This is a genomic window from Marinobacter sp. (genome assembly GCF_041595835.1).
Lineage (GTDB): Bacteria > Pseudomonadota > Gammaproteobacteria > Pseudomonadales > Oleiphilaceae > Marinobacter.
Window position 1 is genome coordinate 1 of the sequence record NZ_JBFHJO010000011.1, and the last position, 20,589, is coordinate 20,589.

The window sequence follows — 20,589 nt, forward strand, 5'->3', positions numbered from 1 at the left end:
ATTCTGACCGACACATGGATTTTGTTTGATGACATTGTCTCTCGACACCAGGTGCGATCGCCTGCGACTTCTTGTTTTAACGCCACACTACACAGATTTTCTGTGGTATCGGTCGATGCTATCGAATGAGGCTGATCTGAACCCGGATGCCACTTGGTGCCCGGACCTTATTGATTGTGAAGATCTGATCACTAACGCCAGTTTTGATGTCATCGTCTGGGACTGTGTGTTTCATGGTGGCTCAGAGCTGGCTTTTCTGCAGTATCTGACGGTATCCAGCGAAGACCGGCCCATCCTGGCGGTGAGTGCCGAGCCTTGTTGTGAGAGAAGCGCCGATATAGTTGCAGGCGGAGCCGCAGACTACTTGTGCCGGCAGACCCTTGATAGATGGAGCTTCGCAAGGGCCGTCAAATGCCTTTGGTATCGAAAACAGTTGTCGGAGCTGGCCCATGGTCAGTTTGGTCGTGAGGTGGCGACGGGCGTGATCAACAGGGATCTGTTCTTTGACCGGCTACAGCGGGCTCTGTTGAGAGCAGAGCGGGCCAACAGCAGGTTGGTTCTGATACATGTGAATCTGGATGGTTTTCGCAGCATTAACGAAACCTTTGGTTACAAGAAGAGTGACCTGCTGATGCTTCAGCTGGCAGAGCGCTTGCGAAATAAATTGAGACGGGTGGATTCGCTGGTTCGTATTGGTGGTGATGAGCTGGCAATTATTGTTGAAAAAGTTGAAGACTCTCTGGATATCAGTCAGGTTATCCGTAAGGTGATAGAGGCGCTGGATGAGCCTGTCATCGTAGCTGGCCATAACGTTGTGGTCAGTGCCAGCCTCGGCGTGGCAACCTATCCGGAGGCTGGCGACAGCCCTGAGGAGCTTTTGCGTCAGGCTACCAGGGCTATGTATGAAGCCAAGCGGGACACTGGCACCAGCTACCGGTTCTACGACCGGGAACTGCATATTTCAGCGGGCCACCAATTGCGATTGGAGGGGGACCTTCGGAATGCCATTCGTGGTCAGGAACTGGAGCTGTATTATCAGCCCAGAATCGACCTGGCTACGGAAGAAGTGCGAGGTGTTGAGTGCCTGTTGCGCTGGAATCATCCAGAGCGGGGGATTGTGGGGCCTGATGAGTTTATCCCCGTGGCTGAGCGCAGCGGTCTGATTGTACCCATTGGTTATTGGGTGATAGAACAAGCCTGCCGGCGCTTGCAGGAAAGTGTTGAACTGGGCTTCCCTGGCCTGGTGTTTGCGGTCAACCTGTCTTTCCGGCAGTTCCACGATCCGAAAATGACTGAAACCATCTTCCGGATTATCTTCAATGCCAGTGTGGATACCAGTTTGCTGGAACTGGAACTGACCGAAAGCGCTATGATGCATGATCCTAAGTACGCCCAGCGCTGCCTGAGGGAGCTTAACCAGTTGGGTATCAGCTTCGCCCTGGATGATTTTGGTACAGGGTACTCTTCCTTGAGCAACCTGCAGCACCTGCCGATCTCTCTGGTTAAAATTGACAAGTCCTTTGTGCAGGAGCTGGGGCATTCTGCTGATGCAGAACACATCATCCGGGCCATCATCACTCTGGCTCATAGTTTACAGATGAGCGTGGTGGCCGAAGGTGTTGAGACCAAAGGCCAGCTGGAATTCTTGCGCCAGCATCATTGTGATGAGATCCAGGGTTATTATTTTGCCCGCCCTATGCCCTGGGACGATCTTGTTCAATTTCTGACCCGCCAGAATCAGTCGGCTTGCCTGTAGGGGGAAGCCGCTGTACCTTTGCGCTTTAATTTCGCAAGCGATATCACAGAGGTTGCATGAACAGTATCTCCCGGCGAATTGCTGAAGAACTCGGAGTACGCGAGCAACAGGTTAATGCCACCGTTGCTATGCTGGATGAAGGGGCCACGGTTCCGTTTATTGCCCGTTACCGGAAAGAAGTCACAGGTTCACTGGATGATACCCAGCTGCGAACTCTGGAAGAGCGCTTGCGCTACCTGCGCGAGCTGGAAGACCGTCGCGGCGCTATTCTCAAAAGTATTGAAGAGCAGGGCAAGCTGACTGATGAGCTGCGGGCAACCATCAACACCGCAGACACCAAAAACCGCCTTGAAGATTTGTACCTGCCCTATAAGCCCAAACGCCGTACCAAAGCGCAGATTGCCCGCGAAGCTGGCCTGGAAGCTCTGGCGGACGCTTTGTATGAAGATCCTACTCTGGACCCCGAAAGCACTGCGGCAGGCTATCTCAATGCTGAGGCCGGTGTCGACGACACCAAAGCCGCCCTGGACGGTGCTCGTTACATTTTGATGGAGCGCTTTGCTGAAGATGCTGAGTTGTTGGGGGCTTTGAGAAGCTTTGTCTGGCAAGATGGCCAGTTGAAAGTAACCGTGGTTGAGGGCAAAGAAACCGAAGGCGCCAAATTCCGGGATTATTTCGACCACGTTGAACCGCTTAATAAGGTCCCTTCACACCGGGCACTGGCCATTCTGCGTGGCCGCAATGAAGGTATTCTAAGCTTTGCCATTGTGATGGGTCACGCTGAGGACGACCGGCGTCAGCCACATCCGGCAGAGCAGCGAATTGCGGCGCACTGGAATATTCGTGATAACGGGCGTGCCGCTGATAAATGGCTGAGCGAGGTGGTTCGCTGGACCTGGCGGGTGAAGCTTTCTACCCAGATTGAAACTGACTTGATGTCTCAGGTGCGTGAAGCTGCCGAAGCTGAGGCTATCAATGTTTTTGCTGCCAACCTTAAAGACCTGCTGTTGCTGGCACCCGCAGGCCCACGGCCAACGCTGGGGCTGGATCCCGGTCTTCGTACCGGAGTTAAAGTGGCTGTCATTGATGGTACGGGGCAGGTGCTGGATCATGGTGCCATCTTCCCACACGCGCCAAAGAACCAGTGGGATCAGTCGATCGCTCAACTGGCCGCCTGGTGCCAGAAGTACAAGATCGAGTTAGTCGCTATTGGCAACGGTACGGCTTCCCGGGAAACCGAAAAGCTGGTGGCCGATCTGACCAGGCGTCACCCGGAGTTGAAACTGGCCCGGATTGTCGTGAACGAATCCGGTGCTTCCATCTATTCAGCTTCGGAATTTGCTTCCCGGGAGCTGCCAGACCTGGATGTGACCATTCGTGGTGCGGTTTCGATCGCCCGCCGGTTGCAAGACCCGCTGGCGGAATTGGTGAAAATTGAACCGAAATCTATCGGTGTGGGCCAGTACCAGCACGATGTATCTCAGGTGCAATTATCCCGCAGCCTGGATGCGGTCGTAGAAGACTGTGTAAACGGTGTCGGGGTGGACCTGAATACGGCATCTGTACCTTTGTTGGCAAGGGTTTCCGGCCTGAGTCAGACCATTGCCCAGAACATTGTGGATTTCCGGAGTCAGAACGGAGTGTTTACCAGTCGCAGGCAGCTGATGAAAGTGGCGCGTCTGGGTGAACGTACTTTCGAACAGGCTGCCGGCTTCCTGCGCATTGCCAGTGCTGAAAATCCGTTGGATGGCTCCTCTGTTCACCCGGAAGCCTATGGCGTGGCTGAGGCCATTGCCCGGCGTAACAACCGGAAAGTAGAAGACATTATGGGCGACTCCAGTTTCCTGCGGAGCCTGAACCCGCAAGACTATGTCACCGAGCAGTTCGGCTTGCCCACGGTGAAAGACATCATCTCGGAACTGGAAAAACCGGGTAGAGATCCTCGCCCTGAATTCCGGTTCGCCAGCTTTGAAGAGGGTGTGGAAACCCTGAGTGACCTGAAACCGGGTATGGTACTTGAAGGTTCTGTCACCAATGTAACCAACTTTGGGGCATTTGTGGATATCGGCGTGCATCAGGACGGATTGGTGCATATCTCAGCCTTGTCCCATAATTTCGTTAAAGATCCGCGCGAAGTAGTCAAAGCCGGGGATATTGTTAAGGTCAAAGTGATGGAAGTCGATATCCCGAGAAAGCGGATTGCTCTTTCTATGCGCATGGATGATCAGCCGGGTGCCGAAAAACCGGCAAAGCCGGCGAGAGGCGGCGATCGCAATAGTGGTCGGTCCTCCAGCAAGTCTCAGGGTGGTCAGGGCCAGCAGGGCGCCATGGCGGGGGCTCTGGCTCAGGCACTGGCATCTGCTCGCAAAGGCGACAGGTAACCACTTCATTGATTCAGTGGCGGATTACCCTTCACAAGGGGGTAGCCGCCCTAACAGGAGCTCACCATGGCTGATTCCCGCCACTCCCTGTTTCACCAGTTCGCCGCATCTGACTGGGACGGATTTTTAAAAGGTGTTGAAAAAGAAGGTCTGCGGGTTGATGCCAGCGGGTTTATTGCCCAGACGCCGCATCCCTCAGCACTGGGTTCAGCGCTAACTCATCCGCAGATTACCACCGACTACTCTGAATCGCTGCTGGAGCTGATTACGCCCGTTTTCAGCAATACTGATGGTATGCTTGCGTCGCTTCGGGATACCCATCGGTTTGTGCAACAGAACCTTGAAAATGAAGTGTTCTGGGCAGCCAGTATGCCGTGTGAGATCAATGGTAACGACAGCATCCCCGTTGCTGAGTTCGGCAGTTCCAATATCGGTCGGCTGAAACACGTCTACCGGCAAGGTTTGTCGGTGCGCTACGGTCGTATCATGCAGAGCATTGCAGGTGTGCATTACAACCTGTCCTTTCCCGACAGCTTCTGGCGGAAATGGCAGCAAGTAACCGGTAACGACAATGCCCTGAAAGACTTCAAGTCTGAGCAATATTTCTGGCTGATCAGAAACTTCCGCCGGCGTAGTTGGTTGTTGATGTTGTTGTTTGGCGCTTCGCCGGCACTGGATGCCAGTTTCGTGGCAGGCGTGAACCATGATCTCAGTCGTTTTGATGATCGCACCTGGGCAGGCAAGTACGCGACATCCCTGAGAATGGGGGATTTGGGCTACCACAACAATGCCCAGGCCTCGCTGAACATCTGTTTCAATGAGTTGAAAACCTATACCCGCACATTGGATCAGGCTATCCATACCAATTGGCCTGCGTATGAGGCCATTGGTACTCGCCGGGGCGATGAGTTTATCCAGATTAATACCAGTATTCTGCAAATCGAGAATGAGTATTACAGCTCTGTTCGCCCAAAACGTACCACTGAGCGTGGCGAAAAGCCGATACAGGCGCTGGACGCGCGGGGCGTGGAGTATATCGAGGTCCGCTGCCTGGATCTTGATCCATTCTCACCGGTTGGCATAACCCGGGAACAGGTCGATTTCCTGGATTTGTTCTTGCTTGACTGCCTGTTAACGGACTCACCGGTTATCGGTGAGGCTGAGTGTGAACGTTTGGACGACGGCTACAAAGATGTTGTGGCAAAAGGCCGGTGGCATGAGCTCATGTTGTGTCAGGGCGGGCAGCGGGTGCCGGTTGGATCTGCAGCGCAGGAGCTTATGGAGAGCATGCAGCCGTTGGCAGAGTTGCTGGATAGTTGGGGCGGGAGCCATACTTATCGGTCTGCACTGGCTGCCCAGCGGAGCAAGGTCGAAGGTGAAGACTGGTCAGTACCTTCGGCGCGAGTGCTGGAGGCTATGAGTTCGTCCGGCCTTGGCCATAGAGATTGGGTGCTCTCGATCTCACAACAGCATCAGAACACTCTGAACGATGAGCCCATGTCGCCAGAAGTCTTAGCTCGTTTTGAGGCTATGAGCCGTGAGTCTCAAACAGAGCAGGCCGCGCTGGAAGCCACGGACACCAAGCCGTTTTCAGAGTTTCTTGAGGACTACCTGAAGTCATGATCAGGCGTTGAGTTACGTCCCGAAAGGGACGTAACTCACAGATTATGGATTCTGATTTGCTGTCTTGATTACCTGCTGTTACTTTTGTTAACACTAGGTGGGGAGGTGCAATATGGCGAAGGATATCAAACTCGGCTGGGATGTAGAGGCGCTTAACAAAGCCTACCGCCAGGGATCTCTGGCGGGCAAGATGGGGATGGATAAAACCCGCTGTCCTTATCGTGGTGAAGTTGTGATTGCCGCCTGGGAAGCCGGCTGGGATGATGCCCAACAGGCCATTCAAGCCCAGAAACAGCATCAGGACAACAATCTCTTCGATCGTATCGCCTGACGTCCGGTTTAACGCTGCACCACAAATTCTGTGAACAACACGTCGGTAATGGATTCTCCTGTTTGTTGCTCTTCCAGTACGGCATTTATCCGGCGGGCCGCTTCTTCTCTCAGAGCCTGCTGACCTTCCATCGATGACAGTTTGTCCAGGTCTGTTTGCTCCCCGAAGAGCATGACCAGCTCATGGCGCAGGCGTGGAATATGAGCTTCTACAGCAGGTCGCACCGTTTGGCTGGACGCCCTCAGACTTACCGCAGCCTTCAGGTAATTGATCTTGTTGCCCGGCTCGCCTATATGGGTCACGAATGGGGGATCCATCGCAATGTAATCCGTTACGCCTCGTTCTTCTGGGGTATTTTCATCTTTTTCTTCGTCGGCCAGTGCCTGGCTCTGTAAGAGCATCACGGAACAAAGCGCCAATAACAGATTCAGGGCAAGTTTTCTGGCTGTGGTTGTGTGCTTGGTTATATTCATGGGTTACGATTGGGTCCATCAGCTGTACGTATCTAACATCATGATTCCGGGGTAACGTTTTGACAAGTAGATGGGTGTTTGGCTTTGTATTTTTGATGTGCGCGGCGCTATTGACTGTGGCGTTTTATATGGAACACGTCATGGGTTTAGCACCTTGTCCGTTGTGTTGGTTGCAGCGCTTCGGGTTCATGGGGGCCGGCCTGGTGAGTCTGATAGCCTTTTTGCACGGCCCGGCAGGATTCGGCCGCCGGGTGTACGGATTCTTTCTGGTGCTTACCGCTGGCGCTGGTCTGGGGGTTGCTGGCCGACAGTTGTGGCTTCAGAGCTTGCCAGCGGATCAGGTGCCTGCGTGCGGGCCATCGGTCGATTATCTGTTACAGGTACTGCCCTGGTTCGATGTGCTGAAAACGGCACTCAGAGGAACGGGTGACTGCGCCGAGGTGGTGTGGAGATTTCTGGGCTTGAGCATTCCTGGCTGGACCGCAGTGTTTTTTGGTCTGGTGATTTTGACCGGTTTATTCATGATGTTTCGTAGCGTACGCCCAAAGGGTTGGTTGCAGGGCTGAAATAGTTGCGGCTCACGGTAGCCATGGGGTAACGTGATTACACGAAAGCGAAGTCATCCGATAATTAGCCAGTGAGCTGGCAGCTTGATCGAAGGGAGGCAAGCGTCATGTTGGAGAATTGCCAGAATGCCAGGGAGCGCTGGGGTGGCGTTAACGAGCTGATTGATCGTTGGTTGCAAAATCGGCAACAGCTTCTTGTTCATTACTGCGAGTTATCTGGTGAGAATGATTTCACCCCAACTGAAGCTCTGAGCAAAAAGTTTATACGGTTGTGTGAGGTATTGGTGGATTATGTGTCCGCCGGGCACTTTGAGATTTATGAGCAGCTCATTCAGGAAGCCCGGGATTTCGATGATGGGGGGCTGGAGCTGGCTGCCAAAGTCTACCCTCAGATCGAGAAGACGACGGAAGTGGCGCTGAGATTTAACGATCATGTGGATGGGCGCGTCCTGACTGAGCAAGATGTGGCAACGTTGTTTGAAGAACTGTCGCGCCTGGGTGAGGTGCTGGCGAATCGATTCGAAATGGAAGATTTTCTGATTGAGAATTTACACAACGCACACGCTGGAAAGCTGGCTTCGGCTTGAAAAACGGGTTGTAGCTAAGTCTGAAGAATATAAAAAACCGGCCTAAGGTGTTCCTTGGGCCGGTTTTTTTATGTGCTGCCCGGAACCAATTGGCTACGGGTTGATTTTCAACAACTCAACATCAAAAATCAGCGTTTCATTCGGTGCAATCGCCTGGTTTCCAGAGGCGCCATAGGCAAGATCCGAAGGAATAAACAGCTTGTAACGAGAGCCTTCGCTCATCAGTTGCAGGCCTTCGACCCACCCAGGGATAACCTGGCCAACGCCAAAGGTTGTTGGCTGACCACGTTCCCGCGAGCTGTCAAAAACGTCGCCGTTAATCAATTCACCGGTGTAATGAACCTGAACACGGTCTGAAACGGTTGGTGTTTCACCGTCGCCTTCTTCAATGACTTCGTATTGAAGGCCGGACTCTGTTGTTTGCACGCCGTCTCGCTTCGCGTTTTCTGCAAGGAATGCTTCACCGGCCTCTTTATTTTTTTTGGCCAGTTCGTCGTACTGCTGCTCTTGCTGCCCCTGCAATTCTTCCTGATAGGCCAGCAGGGCAGTCTGAATTTCTTCGCGAGTCAGGCGCTTGGCCTCTTCATTGCCGACTTGTCCGTGCTTAAAACCTTGAATGAACTGTTGCATCTGAAGGTCAGGCAAGTCCGCACTAATGCGCTCGCCCATCACCAGCCCCATGCCGTAGCTGATTTTCTCCGGTGTTGTTTCCAGTGATGGGTCCTGCTCGGCCGTGGAGCAGCCAGCTACGATTCCGGCCATGGCGATGGCTAACAGAGTTTTTTTCATGAATGGTTCCTTTGCACATGTTTCAGGGCTCTATGGCCCTGTTGGAATTTGAAAAGGGACAAGTTAACGGGTTCGGGATCAGTATGCTACTGAACAAGTGTTAAGACGCCGGTTATCATCATGATTCGTTGTTGAAAGGTGAACCATTTAATGAAAAGGGCGCGCGGTAAGGCGATTGCCAGTCGTTATCCGGGTCGGCTGAATTGCCTTCTTTAGGTGCCGGTTCCGTACGTTCGATAGCCAAAGCGTTCCAGGGCCCTTGGGCCGGGGGTTGGTCAGCATAGTGCCAGTGGCCATCGGTGTCTTGCCATTTGAAGACGATTTCCGGGCCATCAGAAGGAATCGGGGACGGTAGTAAATCCTCGAATGGAGGCATTGGGGCTGCAGGTTGGGTTGGTGTCGGGGCTGTAACCTGCTCGGGTGTTCCCAGGCCAAAAAACATCAATAACAGCAGCAGTCCCAAAGCAGGGAAGGATAACCGAATCAGCCATTTCATCAGCATGGCTGAGGTCTCCCACAGTAATTATCAGACAATAGGCTGGCAAGCTTGGTAAGGTCGTTCATTGGCTGCGGATCTCGTTTCTGGAGTGGTGCTGCAGCAAGAAGATTTTGCACGATGGTCAAGGTGCAATCCTGCATGCTGGCGACCTCCAGGTTGACGTCGTTAAGCGTATGCCATGCCAGTGCCAATTCAGTTTGCTCGGCCTGGAGTTCGGCTTTCGCCAGTGCGTTCCGGAGTTCATGGCTGGCGGCATGTTGCCGGGGAATCGATTTTCGGGCAGAGCGAATGCGACCGGTTACATAGCGGCGCCACTCTGTTACCTTAGCGTCCTCGACGCCGGTGAACACGCGCCCGTTCACGCCTAACCAACCGGCGCACAGAATTCGGGTCACGCTCCAGCCCTGTTCTTGTAAACTAAGGCAGGTCTCAGCCAGTTCCGGTTTTTGCCAGCAGGCCAAAGCATAACGCCAGAGAGGATTGTCCGGTTCCATTGAAGCCGGCAGAGTCAGTGATTCTGTCTGCTTAACGGTCACGGTGGGGCGCTTCCCTGGCTGAAATCCATGGGTAAAGTAATGCTATGTTAACGATAACCGATCTCAGTTTACAACGAGGCGGCGTCTGGTTGCTAGAAAACGTCAGCCTGACGGTTCAGCCGGGCCAGCGTGTTGCCATTGTCGGAGCCAATGGTGCCGGTAAATCCAGTCTGTTTCAGCTTTTGCTGGGTCAATTGGCCCCGGAGCAGGGCAGTGTTTCCGTGCCTGGAGGCTGCCGGATTGCTCATATGGCTCAGGAAGTAGCGGCCTCTTCTCGTACCGCGAGAGATTTCGTGCTGGATGGCGATTTTGAGCTTCGCCGACTTGAACGTGAATTGGCTGAAGCAGAAGCCCGTGGCGATGATCACGCCATTGCGCACTTGCATGGCGAACTGGATATTCATGAAGCCTGGTCAGCGCCTCGGCGTGCTGAATCCCTGATTCGGGGACTGGGCTTTGCGGACAGCGACGCTGACAGGCCCGTATCCGCATTTTCTGGTGGTTGGCGAATCCGTCTTAATCTGGCTCAGGCACTGATGCGCCCCTCAGACCTGCTCTTGCTGGACGAACCTACCAACCACCTGGATCTGGACGCTTGTTTGTGGCTTGAGAACTGGCTGCGCAAATACCAGGGTACTTTGCTGTTTATATCCCACGACCGGGACTTTATGGACCGGGTGGCTACCCATCTGGTGCATTTCGATAACAAGAAACTGGTACTTTATACCGGCAACTATTCTGCGTTTGAGATTCAGCGTAGCGAACGTTTGGCCCAGCAACAGGCCAGCTTTGAGCGCCAACAGGTGCGTATTGCTGAAATTCAGCGTTTTATTGACCGGTTCAAGGCCAAAGCCACTAAGGCCAAACAGGCTCAGAGCCGGGTTAAGTCGCTGGAGCGTATGGAGCGGATTGCGCCAGCCCACGTCGATTCGCCGTTCAGTTTTGAGTTTCCGGTTGCCGATAAAGTGTCTAACCCGCTGCTGTCCATTCGTCACGGCGCGGCCGGGCATGGCGATGCGATCATCTTGAGGGACATCAGCATTACCCTGCTGCCGGGCTCCCGGATTGGTTTGCTTGGCCCTAACGGTGCTGGTAAATCGACATTTATGGATGCGCTGCGCGGTATGGGGACTTTATTGTCGGGCGAGCGCACCTGCGGTGAAAACCTGGCAATTGGCTATTTTGCCCAGCACCAGTTGGAATCTCTGGACCTTGATGCGAGCCCATTCCTGCACCTGCAGCGCCTGGCCCCCAGAGCTTCAGAGCAAAAAGTCAGAAACTTTCTGGGAGGGTTTGATTTTCATGGTGACGAAGCTCTGAGCCCGATCCGTTCTTTCTCCGGTGGTGAAAAGGCCCGGGTGGCTCTGGCTGTGATTGCCTGGCAGAAGCCTAATCTGTTGTTGCTGGATGAGCCAACGAACCATCTGGACCTGGAAATGCGCCAGGCGCTCACTATGGCACTTCAGAATTTTGATGGAGCCATTGTGGTGGTTTCCCATGATCGGCACTTACTACGTAATACGGTAGACGAGTTTTGGCTGGTGTCTGATGGGGTGGTGAAAGAATACGATGGTGACCTTGAAGACTATGAGCGCTGGCTGGCAGATCGCCGTAAAGATGATGAAGAGCCCCCAAAGCGGCAGGTCGCAGGTGAAAGTGCTGAAGATAAATCCAGAACAACAACTTTGAGTGCCGAAGAGCGGAAAGCCCGAAAGCGGCAGGAAGCTGAGATACGCAAGAAAATTAGTCCCTGGCGCAAAAAACAGAGCACGCTTGAATCACGGATGGATCAACTGCATGAAAAGCTGTCCGCGGTAGAGGAGGCCTTGTCCGACGCTTCTGTCTACGATGACAGTAACAAAGCGCGGTTAAAAGAGCTGCTGGCGGAGCAGGCTCGGTTCAGGCGTGAGCTGGACGATACCGAAGCGGAGTGGATGGACGTCAGTGAAACGGTTGAAAGTCTGGAGGCCGAGCTAACGGTTTGACCTCCATGGCTATTCGGCGTTGATGTCTAGGGTGAAGTCTTGTCGTGCAAGATAGTCCTGCTCATTTTTGAGATCTGCGAGGGTGAGTGGGCGTTCGTCCAGCCAGCCCTCGGGAAATGTAATGGTCAGTTTGTTTTCTTCGGCTTTTAGAATGAACTCCGGAGCGGGCTCCAGGTTCCGGGAGTGCTGGATGACCACCGCTAGCCTCAGTAGAACACACAGGTAGCGAAGCCTGGCTTTTTCTTCCGGATCTGTCCCCTCAAATACGGAGGGTGAAAATTTGCGGCGGTGGCCACGAACCAGAGTCGCCAGATCTCTCTGGAACTGTTGGGTGAACCCTGGCAAATCGGAGTAGTGAAGCAGGTAAGCTCCGTGTTTGTGGTATTGGCTATGGGAGATGGTCAGGCCAATTTCATGAAGCCGGCAAGCCCAGCGTAAAAGATCTTCATCGGCGGGTGTAAACAGGCCCCACTGGTTTGCTGTCTGTTCCCAGGCTGCCAGAGCGGTTTGCTCTACCGCAGCACCATGAGCCTGATCAACGTGATAACGTTCTTGCAGTGCGGCAATGGTTCTTTCACGGACGTCTTCATGCTGTATCCGCCCAACAATATCGTAGAGCAGGCCTTCTCGGAGTGCGCCGTCAGCAAATGCCATTTCCTGAATATCGAGGGCACGGAAGGCTGCGTAAAGAATGGCGAAGCCTGCCGGGAAAATGCTTTGTCGGTCTTCCCGGACACCAAGCTCGGAGAGCTTCTCAACGTTCCCCATATCCACCAGACGAATGCGAAGCTCGTCCATGGCTGCCCGGGTTATGGTGCCGTCAGTGAGTTTCAGGGACGCCAAAATATTGGATATTGCTTTGATTGAGCCGGACGACCCCACAGCACTTTGCCAGCCCACTTTCCTGTAACGCCGCCAAATACTCTGAAGCTCTTGTTCAGCGTGTAGAACCGCTCTGTCCATCAGCTTGCGAGTAATTTTCCCGTCCGGAAAGTACAAGTTCCGGAAAGACACGCAGCCCATGTGCATGCTGTTCAATTCCTGGGGCTCAAAGCGCTCGCCAATGATGAACTCTGTACTGCCGCCTCCGATATCAATCACCAGCCTGCGGCCTTCGTCATCGGACAGGGTGTGTGAAACACCCAGATAAATGAGGCGAGCTTCCTCTCGACCTGCGATCACCTCGACAGGGTAACCCAGCACGTCTTCAGCCTTGTCGATAAACTCCTGTGCGTTCCTTGCGACACGCAAAGCGTTAGTGCCAACAATCTGAACCCCTTCTGGAGGGGTACCCTGAAGCCTTTGAGCGAAACGGCGAAGACAATCCAGGCCCCGTTGCTGGGCCTCTTCGGTCAAATTGTTATGTTCATCAAGGCCATCACCGAGCTGGACTTTTTCGCCCATTTTTTCAACGGTACGGATTTCACCATGAACCAGGCGAGCGACAACCATGTGGAAGCTGTTGGAGCCCATATCAATGGATGCTAGCAGGTCCGGGGATAGACCTTCTTTCTCGGCAATAGATGAGGCCGTCACGTTGATAGGCGTCCTGTGTGGAATGAGCTTGGTTGTACTATAAGGGAAACTTCATCGAAGTGTCAGTAGTCGACTGCGGTCATTACTGACAAGAATCAACCGGGCAGGGGATATAACCTACTTCACATTCACGCCGCCAATCGCGTAAAGTAATGCTTTATCGAGTTTCGGGCAGGCGGTTCACCGAGTAAAGGACTGGCCATCTGCTATAGCCAACAGCGACTCCTCAGCAGCGAAAAAGCAGCCTGGAGCGCCTGAATCAGGAATAGGTAATGAGCGGAAATATCGTTAATGTCACCGACGCTTCCTTCGAGCAGGATGTACTGAAATCTGACGTTCCGGTACTGGTAGATTACTGGGCCGAGTGGTGCGGGCCCTGCAAAATGATCGCGCCGGTTCTGGAGGAAATCGCCGATGAATACGAAGGCAAGCTCAAAGTCTGCAAACTGAACATCGACGAAAACGAGCAGACTCCGCCCAAGTTCAATATCCGCGGTATCCCGACGCTTATGCTGTTCAAAAACGGCAACGTTGATGCGACCAAAGTCGGCGCCCTGTCCAAGTCGCAGTTGGCTGCCTTCCTCGACAGCAACCTCTGATCTGCTGTTGATGAAAACCGCCCCTGAACACCGTTCACGGGCGGCTTTTTATATTACATACAGGCTCGGCAGAATCTCGGCTCAATCCCAGGACTGAGCGCGATCCCTGTCAGAAGCCTTCTGCTCCACCCAATGCTCAGCGCCTCCGGTTATCTCCTTCTTCCAGAACGGCACCGAAGTTTTCAGCGCATCCATGATAAATTCACCGGCAGCAAACGCATCCGCTCGGTGAGCGCTGCAAACCCCCACAAACACAATCTGATCGGAAAGCGCTAATTGGCCCACCCGGTGAATCACCCGTACTTGCCGAATACTCCAGCGCCGCGAAGCCTCATCAATCAGGTTTTGGATTACTTGTTCTGTCATCCCCGGATAATGCTCCAGAAAAAGGCCTGTAACCCCGGACAGATCACCCGAATCCCGCACCAGTCCCGAAAAGGTTAAAATGGCCCCTGTTCCAGAGCCGCTGGCGCGTAGTGCCTCGTATTCGGTGCCTGCATCGAAATCTTCGGTCTGGATCGAAATCATCTCAACCTCCGGTCACAGGGGGAAAAAACGCTACCTCATCACCTGCTTGAACTGGCGTGTTTGGTTTTGCCATTGCCTGATTTACCGCCACCATCACAGGCTGTCCGCTTTTCAGCTGACTCCAGGCACCATCACGGTTAGCCAGCTCTGACAAAATATCGCCCACTGTTTGCCCAGGAGTAACCGGTAGCTGCAGGCGGTCAGTTTCTAACTCTTCTCGCAGACGGGCGAAAAAGCGAACGGTCAGGGTAGGTTCAGTCATCGTCAGCTCAATAATTCAGAAAATGAGTAGTAGGCAACCGGGTCACCGATTTTTACGGTTGTGTTCTCCGGTACCATGGCTAGACCAGAACCCCAGCAGGCAGAGCTGAGTACGCCGGAACTTTGGTTTGGATAGGCTGTTACTGACGCCGTAGCTCCTGAACCTTTCTTGCGGGCCCGGATAAACTCTCTGCGAATTGAAGGTTTCGAAATTTCGAAATCCGCTGGCAGGAGCTCACTTGTGGAGTAAAAATCAAGTCGGCCCTGGCGTTTTCTGATGTAAGGCATGCCCGCCACCATAAAGGTGACCAGTACTGCCGCTGGATTTCCAGGCAGGCCCAGTAGCGGCGTGCCATCCACGTCTCCAAAGGCTAGTGGCTTGCCGGGCTTGATCGCCAGGCGCCAAAGCGAGAGTTTGCCGGATTCTTCCAGCACCGCCCGTACATGATCTTCTTCACCGACAGAAACACCGCCACTGGTAATGATCAGGTCAGCCAACTCGCTGGCTCGTTTGAGGGTGCTTCGTGTTGACTCCCGGGAATCTTCCAGAGTTTCACATAAAACCACATCACAACCGGCTTCCGCTGCCAGTCCGAGCATCGTGAAACGGTTGGTATTGTAGATTTGTCCGGGTGCAAGAGGCTGCCCGGGTTCCACCAGTTCATCACCGGTGGTGATAATGGCAAGCCTGAGCCGGGTCAACACTGGAACCTGACTAACCCCTATTGATGCCAGAAGCCCCATTTCCTGAGGCCGGATCCGGGTGCCTTTGGCTAGCGCGAGATCGCCCTGCGAGAGGTCCTGGCCGCGACTGCGGATATTCTGGCCAGGTTCTACCGGTGTATGAATGGCAATCTGGTCACCGGTGCGTTCTACCTGCTCCTGCATAACTACCGCATCTGCACCTTCGGGGATTTCCGAGCCGGTAAAGATGCGAGCAGCAGTTCCTGGTTGTAGGGGCCGGGGAGCAACGCCGGCCGGAATTCTGTCAGATACGGGCAAACAACCGGCGGCACTAACGTCACGCTGGCGGACCGCATAGCCATCTACCGCACTGTTATCGGCGGGCGGAACATCTGCGGGGACACGGTGATCGCTGGCCAGAATGCGTCCCAGACTCTCAGTAAGGCTGACCGTTTCTATCTGGGTGACGACAGGTGCCTGTGTCAACAGATGGTCGAGGGCATCATCCAGAGACGTCAGGTTGGGGTTGGTCATGCTATCTCCTGATTACCGCTCGGCGCGGTTGCCGATGATTTCGTGCATACGGTTATATGGGCGCTCAGGCTTGCAAAGCACCAGTGCTGAGAAGTTGCACGGACCGTGACGGCTGTCCAGCTGAGTCTTCAGTATGCCGTTCCAGCCAGTGCGGCAGGCTCCGGTGGAGCCGGGCAGGCAAAAAATGACGGTGTTGTTGGCCAGGCCGCCAAAAGCCCGGGATTGGATGGTCGAGGTGCCAATTTCAGCGGCAGAAATGCGCCGGAACTCTTCGCCAAAGCCATCAATTGTTTTGTCCAGAAGTGGACTCACTGCCTCGGGAGTGCTGTCTCTTTCGTGGAATCCCGTACCGCCGGTGATGATCACCACGTGAATCTCAGGGTCAGCAATCCATTGAGCAATCAACGCGCGCATCAGATACACATCGTCAGGCAGTATGCGGCGTGCAATCAAACGATGCCCGGCATCCGTTACACTGTCCTCAAGGTACTGGCCTGAAGTGTCCTGGTCTGCTGTGCGGGTGTCAGACACGGTTAGTAGGGCGATATTCAATGGTTTGAGCGCGCTGCTAGAATCACTGCTCATGGAAAAGCTCCGGTTAATGCGGGTTCAGGTATGAAGGATAGTCTCCGTACCCGTGATGTTTAAGGGAAGTCGGCAATTTTACCGGTATTGTGCCCTTGATCGGTGTCATATTGTTGGTTTAATTTTGCTCAGGGTCTTGACATATCCCTTCAAGGTGGTCGATTATGCTGACTGCCCGGCGAACAGTTGTTCCCACTCTCTGGCTTCAGCAAATATTACCGGATTCCCTCTGCACCGGTTGCTCCATCTGCCAGCACCTTGTTTCAACATATTTTTGATCAACGCGTTCAGGGGCATCCCTGCAATATCAACCGTCTTTTTACTTCCATTCCTGAAAAATTCTACAAATTATGAATCTTACTGAACTCAAGCAGAAATCTGTGCCCGAATTGCTCGAAATCGCGCATGAAATGGGCCTCGACAACCTCGCCCGTTCGCGCAAACAAGACGTCATCTTCAGCATTCTGAAGAAGCACGCTAAGGGCGGCGAAGACATTTATGGTGATGGTGTACTGGAGATTCTGCAGGATGGTTTCGGCTTCCTACGCTCCGCTGACGCCTCCTACCTGGCCGGCCCGGATGATATTTATGTATCACCCAGTCAAATCCGTCGTTTCAATCTGCGGACGGGGGATACCGTGGCGGGCAAGATCAGGCCCCCGAAAGATGGAGAGCGTTATTTTGCTCTGCTGAAAGTCAACGAGATTAATTTCGACAAGCCTGATAACGCCCGCAACAAGATTCTGTTCGAAAACCTGACGCCTCTGTTCCCGAATGAACGCCTGGTGCTCGAAGTCGGTAATGGCAGTACCGAAGATCTTTCATCTCGAGTGCTTGACCTGGTGTCACCGATCGGTAAAGGCCAGCGAGGTCTGATTGTATCTCCGCCTAAGGCCGGTAAAACTCTGCTGATGCAGGGCATTGCCCAGTCCATCGTTCGTAACAACCCGGAATGTCACCTGATCGTGCTTCTGATCGACGAGCGACCGGAAGAAGTGACCGAAATGCAGCGCACCGTGCGCGGTGAAGTGATTGCTTCCACCTTTGATGAGCCACCGGCCCGTCACGTTCAGGTGGCTGAAATGGTTATCGAAAAGGCCAAACGTCTGGTTGAACACAAGAAAGACGTTATTATCCTGCTTGACTCCATTACCCGTCTGGCTCGCGCCTACAACACCGTGATTCCGTCCTCTGGTAAAGTACTTACCGGTGGTGTGGATGCTCACGCACTGGAAAAACCAAAGCGTTTCTTTGGTGCGGCCCGTAATGTTGAAGAGGGGGGTAGCCTGACCATCCTGGCGACAGCTCTGGTAGACACTGGGTCCAAGATGGATGAAGTTATCTACGAGGAGTTCAAGGGCACGGGTAACATGGAAATTCACCTGGACCGTAAGATCGCTGAAAAGCGCGTTTACCCGGCCATCAACATTCGTCGCTCCGGTACTCGTCGTGAGGACTTGTTGATGACGGAAGCAGACATCCAGCGTGTATGGATCTTGCGTAAGTTGTTGCATTCCATGGATGATGACACTGCATCACTGGAGTTCTTGCTGGATAAGCTGCGGGATACCAAGACCAACGACGAATTCTTCCAGTCCATGAAGCGCCGTTGAGTTTGAACTCCGGAGTAAGGTTTGCGCCTGAGATGTATGGAACTCAAACCTGACATTTGAAGAAAAAGCCGGGACAGGAGGCAGACATTCAGGGAAGTTATTTTTCCCGGTTTGCCCCCTGTCCCGGCTTTGTTCCAGCTTCAGAGTCAGGCCCCCTGCATAATCCAAACTCTGACTTTGTTCGAGCATTTCCTCCGTAGTATCGTAAGCTCAAAACGGAGCACAACATGAAATACAACGACCTGAGAGACTTCATTGCTCAGTTGGAAAAGCTGGGTGAACTGAAGCGTATCAGCGTAGAGGTCGACCCTCATCTTGAGATGACCGAAATCTGCGACCGAACACTACGGGCAGGTGGTCCGGCGTTGTTGTTCGAGAATCCTAAAGGCTACGATATGCCTGTGTTGGCCAACTTGTTTGGCACTCCGAAGCGAGTTGCTCTTGGCATGGGGCAGGACGACGTATCGGCGCTCCGAGAAGTTGGTAAGCTTCTGGCATTTTTGAAAGAGCCTGATCCCCCTAAAGGCTTCAAAGACGCTCTGGAAAAGTTGCCCATCTTTAAGCAGGTCATGCGCATGAGCCCGAAGGTGCTCCGCAGTGCACCTTGTCAGGATGTTGTCATTGAAAAAGATCAGGTTGACCTTTACCAGATTCCGGTTCAGCACTGCTGGCCCGGAGACGCTGGTCCGTTGGTTACCTGGCCTCTTGTGATTACTCGTGGCCCTAATAAAGAACGCCAGAATCTGGGTATTTACCGGCAGCAGGTGATTGGCCGAAACCGCTTAATCATGCGTTGGCTAAGTCACCGGGGTGGCGCACTGGATTATCAGGATTTCCGCAAGGCTAACCCTGATAAGCCATACCCGGTGGCTGTAGCTTTGGGTGCAGACCCGGCCACAATTCTGGGTGCGGTAACGCCTGTACCGGACAGTCTCTCTGAATACGCTTTCGCAGGACTGCTGCGGGGCGCCCGGACAGAGCTGGTGAAAGCCGGGCTGAGTGACCTGCAAGTTCCGGCCAGTGCAGAGATCGTGCTGGAAGGCTTCATCTACCCCGATGATATGGCGCCAGAAGGTCCGTTCGGAGACCATACGGGTTACTATAATGAAGTCGATGAGTTTCCGGTGTTTACCGTTGAGCGCATTACCCACCGCAAGGATCCGATTTACCACAGCACCTACACTGGCCGCCCACCTGATGAACCTGCCGTGCTTGGCGTGGCCCTGAACGAAGTATTTATCCCGATTCTGCAGAAGCAGTTTCCGGAAATCGTCGATTTCTATTTGCCGCCGGAGGGCTGTTCGTATCGGCTTGCCATCGTGACCATGAAGAAACAGTACCCGGGCCACGCCAAGCGGGTGATGATGGGGGTGTGGTCATTCCTGCGGCAGTTTATGTACACCAAGTTTGTGATCGTCACCGATGACGATGTGAATGCCCGAAGCTGGGAAGATGTGATATGGGCTATGACGACGCGAATGGACCCAGCCAGAGATACCACTCTGGTAGAAAATACCCCGATTGATTATCTGGATTTCGCATCGCCGGTGTCTGGCCTGGGCTCCAAAATGGGGTTAGACGCAACGAACAAATGGCCGGGCGAGACTGACCGGGAGTGGGGCGTGTCGATCACCATGGCGGAAGATGTGAAACAGCGGGTAGACGATATTTGGGACAGCCTGGGGATTGAAATCCCGGATACATCCCCAAAGTGATGGAGTAGCCCATTTGCATCGTATTCATCTGTGCCCTGCAGATCTGCGTTTCCCGGTAGCAAGAGGAAATGACCTGCTATCGGCCGCTGCAGAGACCGGCATCCGGGTGCCGGTCGCTTGCCGTAACGGAGTCTGCGAAATCTGCGAAGCCCGGCTGATCAGCGGTCAGGCGTTGAATACCCGTAACCAGCAACCCATACCCACCGGGGAGCGCCTGATGATGTGTCGGACTCAGGCCCTCTCTGACATCGAACTGGAGATACCTGCCGTTATGGCAACAGGAATGTATCAGCCCAAAGTGTATATGGCTAAGGTGGTAGACGTAAGCGCCATCAGTCACGACGTGCACCGGGTCGAGTTAAAATTGCCCCGCCGCCGGGATGTGGGCTTCCATGCAGGCCAATACCTGTCCGTAAACCTGCCAGATGCTGACCCCTGTTATTTTTCGATTGCCAGCAGTCCTGCAGAAGACAATATTGTCCTGCATATTCAGGCCGCGCCTGATTGGGTGTCGGCACAAAAGGTGATTGATGCTCTGACTTCTGGCGAAGAGATTATGGTTGAGCTTCCCCATGGCAAAGCCTGTCTGGCGGCGGCACCTGATAAACCTTTAGTGCTGGTGGCTGCGGGCACGGGGTTTGCCCAGATGAAAAGTTTGGTGGAGTACCTGAAGACAACAAACTTCCGCCATACGGTTAAGCTGTTCTGGGGGGTGCGTAAGCAAGAGGATATGTACCTGCGATCACTGGCACAGCAATGGCACGATGAATGGGGTGCCTTTACCTTTGTGCCCGTGATCGGCGATGACGAGGATAACGATTGGGGTGGGCATCATGACCAGTTGGTTCGAGCTGTTCTGGCTTCAGGTGCCGACTGGAGTAACGTTGAGGTTCACGCCAGTGGCTCGCCTGCGATGGTTTATTCTTTGATGGATGCTCTGACTGAAGCCGGGTTGCCCGAAGGGGCTTTTCTGTCCGACGTACTGGAGTATGCCCCAAGGGCCTGATG

At 53.7% G+C, this 20,589-nt stretch carries 20 protein-coding genes; 11 read left to right on the forward strand and 9 right to left on the reverse strand.

Going from position 1 to position 20,589, the window contains the following annotated elements; translation table 11 throughout:
• Positions 1–28 precede the first annotated feature (28 nt).
• The 4 genes from ABYA77_RS05905 to rmf all read left to right on the forward strand — a co-directional run bounded on the left by ABYA77_RS05905 (position 29) and on the right by rmf (position 6,091).
• Positions 29–1,756 carry a putative bifunctional diguanylate cyclase/phosphodiesterase gene (locus ABYA77_RS05905; protein WP_372965029.1) on the forward strand — a complete coding sequence of 576 codons (1,728 nt, stop codon included), beginning with the start codon at positions 29–31 and terminating at the stop codon, positions 1,754–1,756.
• 56 nt (positions 1,757–1,812) lie between these two features.
• Positions 1,813–4,137, forward strand: coding sequence for a Tex family protein (locus tag ABYA77_RS05910; RefSeq protein ID WP_372965030.1), 2,325 nt, complete (start codon positions 1,813–1,815; stop codon positions 4,135–4,137).
• Positions 4,138–4,203: 66 nt separating this feature from the next.
• Entirely contained in the window at positions 4,204–5,760 is a 1,557-nt protein-coding gene (gene gshA, locus ABYA77_RS05915; protein ID WP_372965031.1) for a glutamate--cysteine ligase, read from the forward strand.
• A gap of 112 nt (positions 5,761–5,872) precedes the next feature.
• Positions 5,873–6,091: a ribosome modulation factor gene (gene rmf / locus ABYA77_RS05920; protein ID WP_372965032.1), complete on the forward strand. Its 219-nt coding sequence runs from the start codon at positions 5,873–5,875 to the stop codon at positions 6,089–6,091.
• 8 nt (positions 6,092–6,099) lie between these two features.
• On the opposite strand, the gene fliL is transcribed toward rmf, so the two are convergent.
• Entirely contained in the window at positions 6,100–6,564 is a 465-nt protein-coding gene (gene fliL / locus ABYA77_RS05925; protein WP_372965033.1) for a flagellar basal body-associated protein FliL, read from the reverse strand.
• 59 nt (positions 6,565–6,623) lie between these two features.
• Between fliL and ABYA77_RS05930 the strand changes: the two genes are divergently transcribed.
• Positions 6,624–7,130, forward strand: coding sequence for a disulfide bond formation protein B (locus ABYA77_RS05930; protein ID WP_372965034.1), 507 nt, complete (start codon positions 6,624–6,626; stop codon positions 7,128–7,130).
• A gap of 107 nt (positions 7,131–7,237) precedes the next feature.
• The gene (gene rsd, locus ABYA77_RS05935; RefSeq protein WP_372965035.1) at positions 7,238–7,717 is read left to right on the forward strand and encodes a sigma D regulator; all 480 of its coding nucleotides are present in this window, start codon (positions 7,238–7,240) and stop codon (positions 7,715–7,717) included.
• 93 nt (positions 7,718–7,810) lie between these two features.
• Here the strand turns inward: rsd and ABYA77_RS05940 are convergent, their stop codons facing one another.
• From ABYA77_RS05940 to ABYA77_RS05950, 3 genes are all read right to left on the reverse strand, one after another.
• Positions 7,811–8,506: an FKBP-type peptidyl-prolyl cis-trans isomerase gene (locus ABYA77_RS05940; RefSeq protein WP_372965036.1), complete on the reverse strand. Its 696-nt coding sequence runs from the start codon at positions 8,504–8,506 to the stop codon at positions 7,811–7,813.
• 118 nt (positions 8,507–8,624) lie between these two features.
• Complete coding sequence (locus ABYA77_RS05945) at positions 8,625–9,008, reverse strand: DUF4124 domain-containing protein (RefSeq protein WP_372965037.1); 384 nt, start codon at positions 9,006–9,008, stop codon at positions 8,625–8,627.
• Complete coding sequence (locus tag ABYA77_RS05950; protein ID WP_372965038.1) at positions 9,002–9,541, reverse strand: DUF2390 domain-containing protein; 540 nt, start codon at positions 9,539–9,541, stop codon at positions 9,002–9,004. The genes ABYA77_RS05945 and ABYA77_RS05950 overlap by 7 nt, the downstream gene beginning before the upstream one ends.
• 44 nt (positions 9,542–9,585) lie before the next feature.
• Between ABYA77_RS05950 and ABYA77_RS05955 the strand changes: the two genes are divergently transcribed.
• On the forward strand, positions 9,586–11,526 hold the full coding sequence (locus tag ABYA77_RS05955; RefSeq protein WP_372965039.1) for an ATP-binding cassette domain-containing protein: 1,941 nt from the start codon (positions 9,586–9,588) through the stop codon (positions 11,524–11,526).
• A gap of 9 nt (positions 11,527–11,535) precedes the next feature.
• Here ABYA77_RS05955 and ppx read toward each other — a convergent pair whose 3' ends face one another.
• Positions 11,536–13,062 carry an exopolyphosphatase gene (ppx, locus tag ABYA77_RS05960; protein WP_407070181.1) on the reverse strand — a complete coding sequence of 509 codons (1,527 nt, stop codon included), beginning with the start codon at positions 13,060–13,062 and terminating at the stop codon, positions 11,536–11,538.
• A 272-nt stretch (positions 13,063–13,334) separates the two neighbouring features.
• On the opposite strand from ppx, the gene trxA reads away from it, so the two are divergent.
• Positions 13,335–13,661 carry a thioredoxin TrxA gene (gene trxA, locus ABYA77_RS05965; protein WP_014420340.1) on the forward strand — a complete coding sequence of 109 codons (327 nt, stop codon included), beginning with the start codon at positions 13,335–13,337 and terminating at the stop codon, positions 13,659–13,661.
• Between the two features lie 81 nt (positions 13,662–13,742).
• Here the strand turns inward: trxA and ABYA77_RS05970 are convergent, their stop codons facing one another.
• From ABYA77_RS05970 to moaB, 4 genes are read right to left on the reverse strand one after another with little or no spacing between them, the layout of a single operon-like run.
• Positions 13,743–14,189, reverse strand: coding sequence for a molybdenum cofactor biosynthesis protein MoaE (locus ABYA77_RS05970; RefSeq protein WP_372965040.1), 447 nt, complete (start codon positions 14,187–14,189; stop codon positions 13,743–13,745).
• Between the two features lies 1 nt (position 14,190).
• Complete coding sequence (moaD, locus tag ABYA77_RS05975; protein ID WP_372965041.1) at positions 14,191–14,451, reverse strand: molybdopterin converting factor subunit 1; 261 nt, start codon at positions 14,449–14,451, stop codon at positions 14,191–14,193.
• Between the two features lie 2 nt (positions 14,452–14,453).
• On the reverse strand, positions 14,454–15,668 hold the full coding sequence (gene glp / locus ABYA77_RS05980) for a gephyrin-like molybdotransferase Glp (protein ID WP_372965042.1): 1,215 nt from the start codon (positions 15,666–15,668) through the stop codon (positions 14,454–14,456).
• Between the two features lie 12 nt (positions 15,669–15,680).
• Positions 15,681–16,253 carry a molybdenum cofactor biosynthesis protein B gene (gene moaB, locus ABYA77_RS05985; RefSeq protein WP_372965043.1) on the reverse strand — a complete coding sequence of 191 codons (573 nt, stop codon included), beginning with the start codon at positions 16,251–16,253 and terminating at the stop codon, positions 15,681–15,683.
• Between the two features lie 350 nt (positions 16,254–16,603).
• On the opposite strand from moaB, the gene rho reads away from it, so the two are divergent.
• The 3 genes from rho (at position 16,604) to ABYA77_RS06000 (ending at position 20,587) form a co-directional block, all read left to right on the forward strand.
• Entirely contained in the window at positions 16,604–17,866 is a 1,263-nt protein-coding gene (rho, locus tag ABYA77_RS05990; RefSeq protein ID WP_372965044.1) for a transcription termination factor Rho, read from the forward strand.
• A 227-nt stretch (positions 17,867–18,093) separates the two neighbouring features.
• Positions 18,094–19,581 (forward strand): 4-hydroxy-3-polyprenylbenzoate decarboxylase, encoded by a 1,488-nt coding sequence (ubiD, locus tag ABYA77_RS05995; RefSeq protein WP_372965045.1) that lies wholly within the window; start codon positions 18,094–18,096, stop codon positions 19,579–19,581.
• A gap of 13 nt (positions 19,582–19,594) precedes the next feature.
• The gene (locus ABYA77_RS06000; protein ID WP_372965046.1) at positions 19,595–20,587 is read left to right on the forward strand and encodes a 2Fe-2S iron-sulfur cluster-binding protein; all 993 of its coding nucleotides are present in this window, start codon (positions 19,595–19,597) and stop codon (positions 20,585–20,587) included.
• Positions 20,588–20,589 lie beyond the last annotated feature (2 nt).

Bases quoted from the DNA above. Each gene is read 5' to 3' on its own strand.
- ABYA77_RS05905 (WP_372965029.1), top strand. From the start codon at position 29: ATGACATTGTCTCTCGACACCAGGTGCGATCGCCTGCGACTTCTTGTT.
- ABYA77_RS05910 (WP_372965030.1), top strand. From the start codon at position 1,813: ATGAACAGTATCTCCCGGCGAATTGCTGAAGAACTCGGAGTACGCGAG.
- gshA (WP_372965031.1), top strand. From the start codon at position 4,204: ATGGCTGATTCCCGCCACTCCCTGTTTCACCAGTTCGCCGCATCTGAC.
- rmf (WP_372965032.1), top strand. From the start codon at position 5,873: ATGGCGAAGGATATCAAACTCGGCTGGGATGTAGAGGCGCTTAACAAA.
- fliL (WP_372965033.1), bottom strand. From the start codon at position 6,564: ATGAATATAACCAAGCACACAACCACAGCCAGAAAACTTGCCCTGAAT.
- rsd (WP_372965035.1), top strand. From the start codon at position 7,238: ATGTTGGAGAATTGCCAGAATGCCAGGGAGCGCTGGGGTGGCGTTAAC.
- ABYA77_RS05940 (WP_372965036.1), bottom strand. From the start codon at position 8,506: ATGAAAAAAACTCTGTTAGCCATCGCCATGGCCGGAATCGTAGCTGGC.
- ABYA77_RS05945 (WP_372965037.1), bottom strand. From the start codon at position 9,008: ATGCTGATGAAATGGCTGATTCGGTTATCCTTCCCTGCTTTGGGACTG.
- ABYA77_RS05955 (WP_372965039.1), top strand. From the start codon at position 9,586: ATGTTAACGATAACCGATCTCAGTTTACAACGAGGCGGCGTCTGGTTG.
- trxA (WP_014420340.1), top strand. From the start codon at position 13,335: ATGAGCGGAAATATCGTTAATGTCACCGACGCTTCCTTCGAGCAGGAT.
- ABYA77_RS05970 (WP_372965040.1), bottom strand. From the start codon at position 14,189: ATGATTTCGATCCAGACCGAAGATTTCGATGCAGGCACCGAATACGAG.
- moaD (WP_372965041.1), bottom strand. From the start codon at position 14,451: ATGACTGAACCTACCCTGACCGTTCGCTTTTTCGCCCGTCTGCGAGAA.
- glp (WP_372965042.1), bottom strand. From the start codon at position 15,668: ATGACCAACCCCAACCTGACGTCTCTGGATGATGCCCTCGACCATCTG.
- moaB (WP_372965043.1), bottom strand. From the start codon at position 16,253: ATGAGCAGTGATTCTAGCAGCGCGCTCAAACCATTGAATATCGCCCTA.
- rho (WP_372965044.1), top strand. From the start codon at position 16,604: ATGAATCTTACTGAACTCAAGCAGAAATCTGTGCCCGAATTGCTCGAA.
- ubiD (WP_372965045.1), top strand. From the start codon at position 18,094: ATGAAATACAACGACCTGAGAGACTTCATTGCTCAGTTGGAAAAGCTG.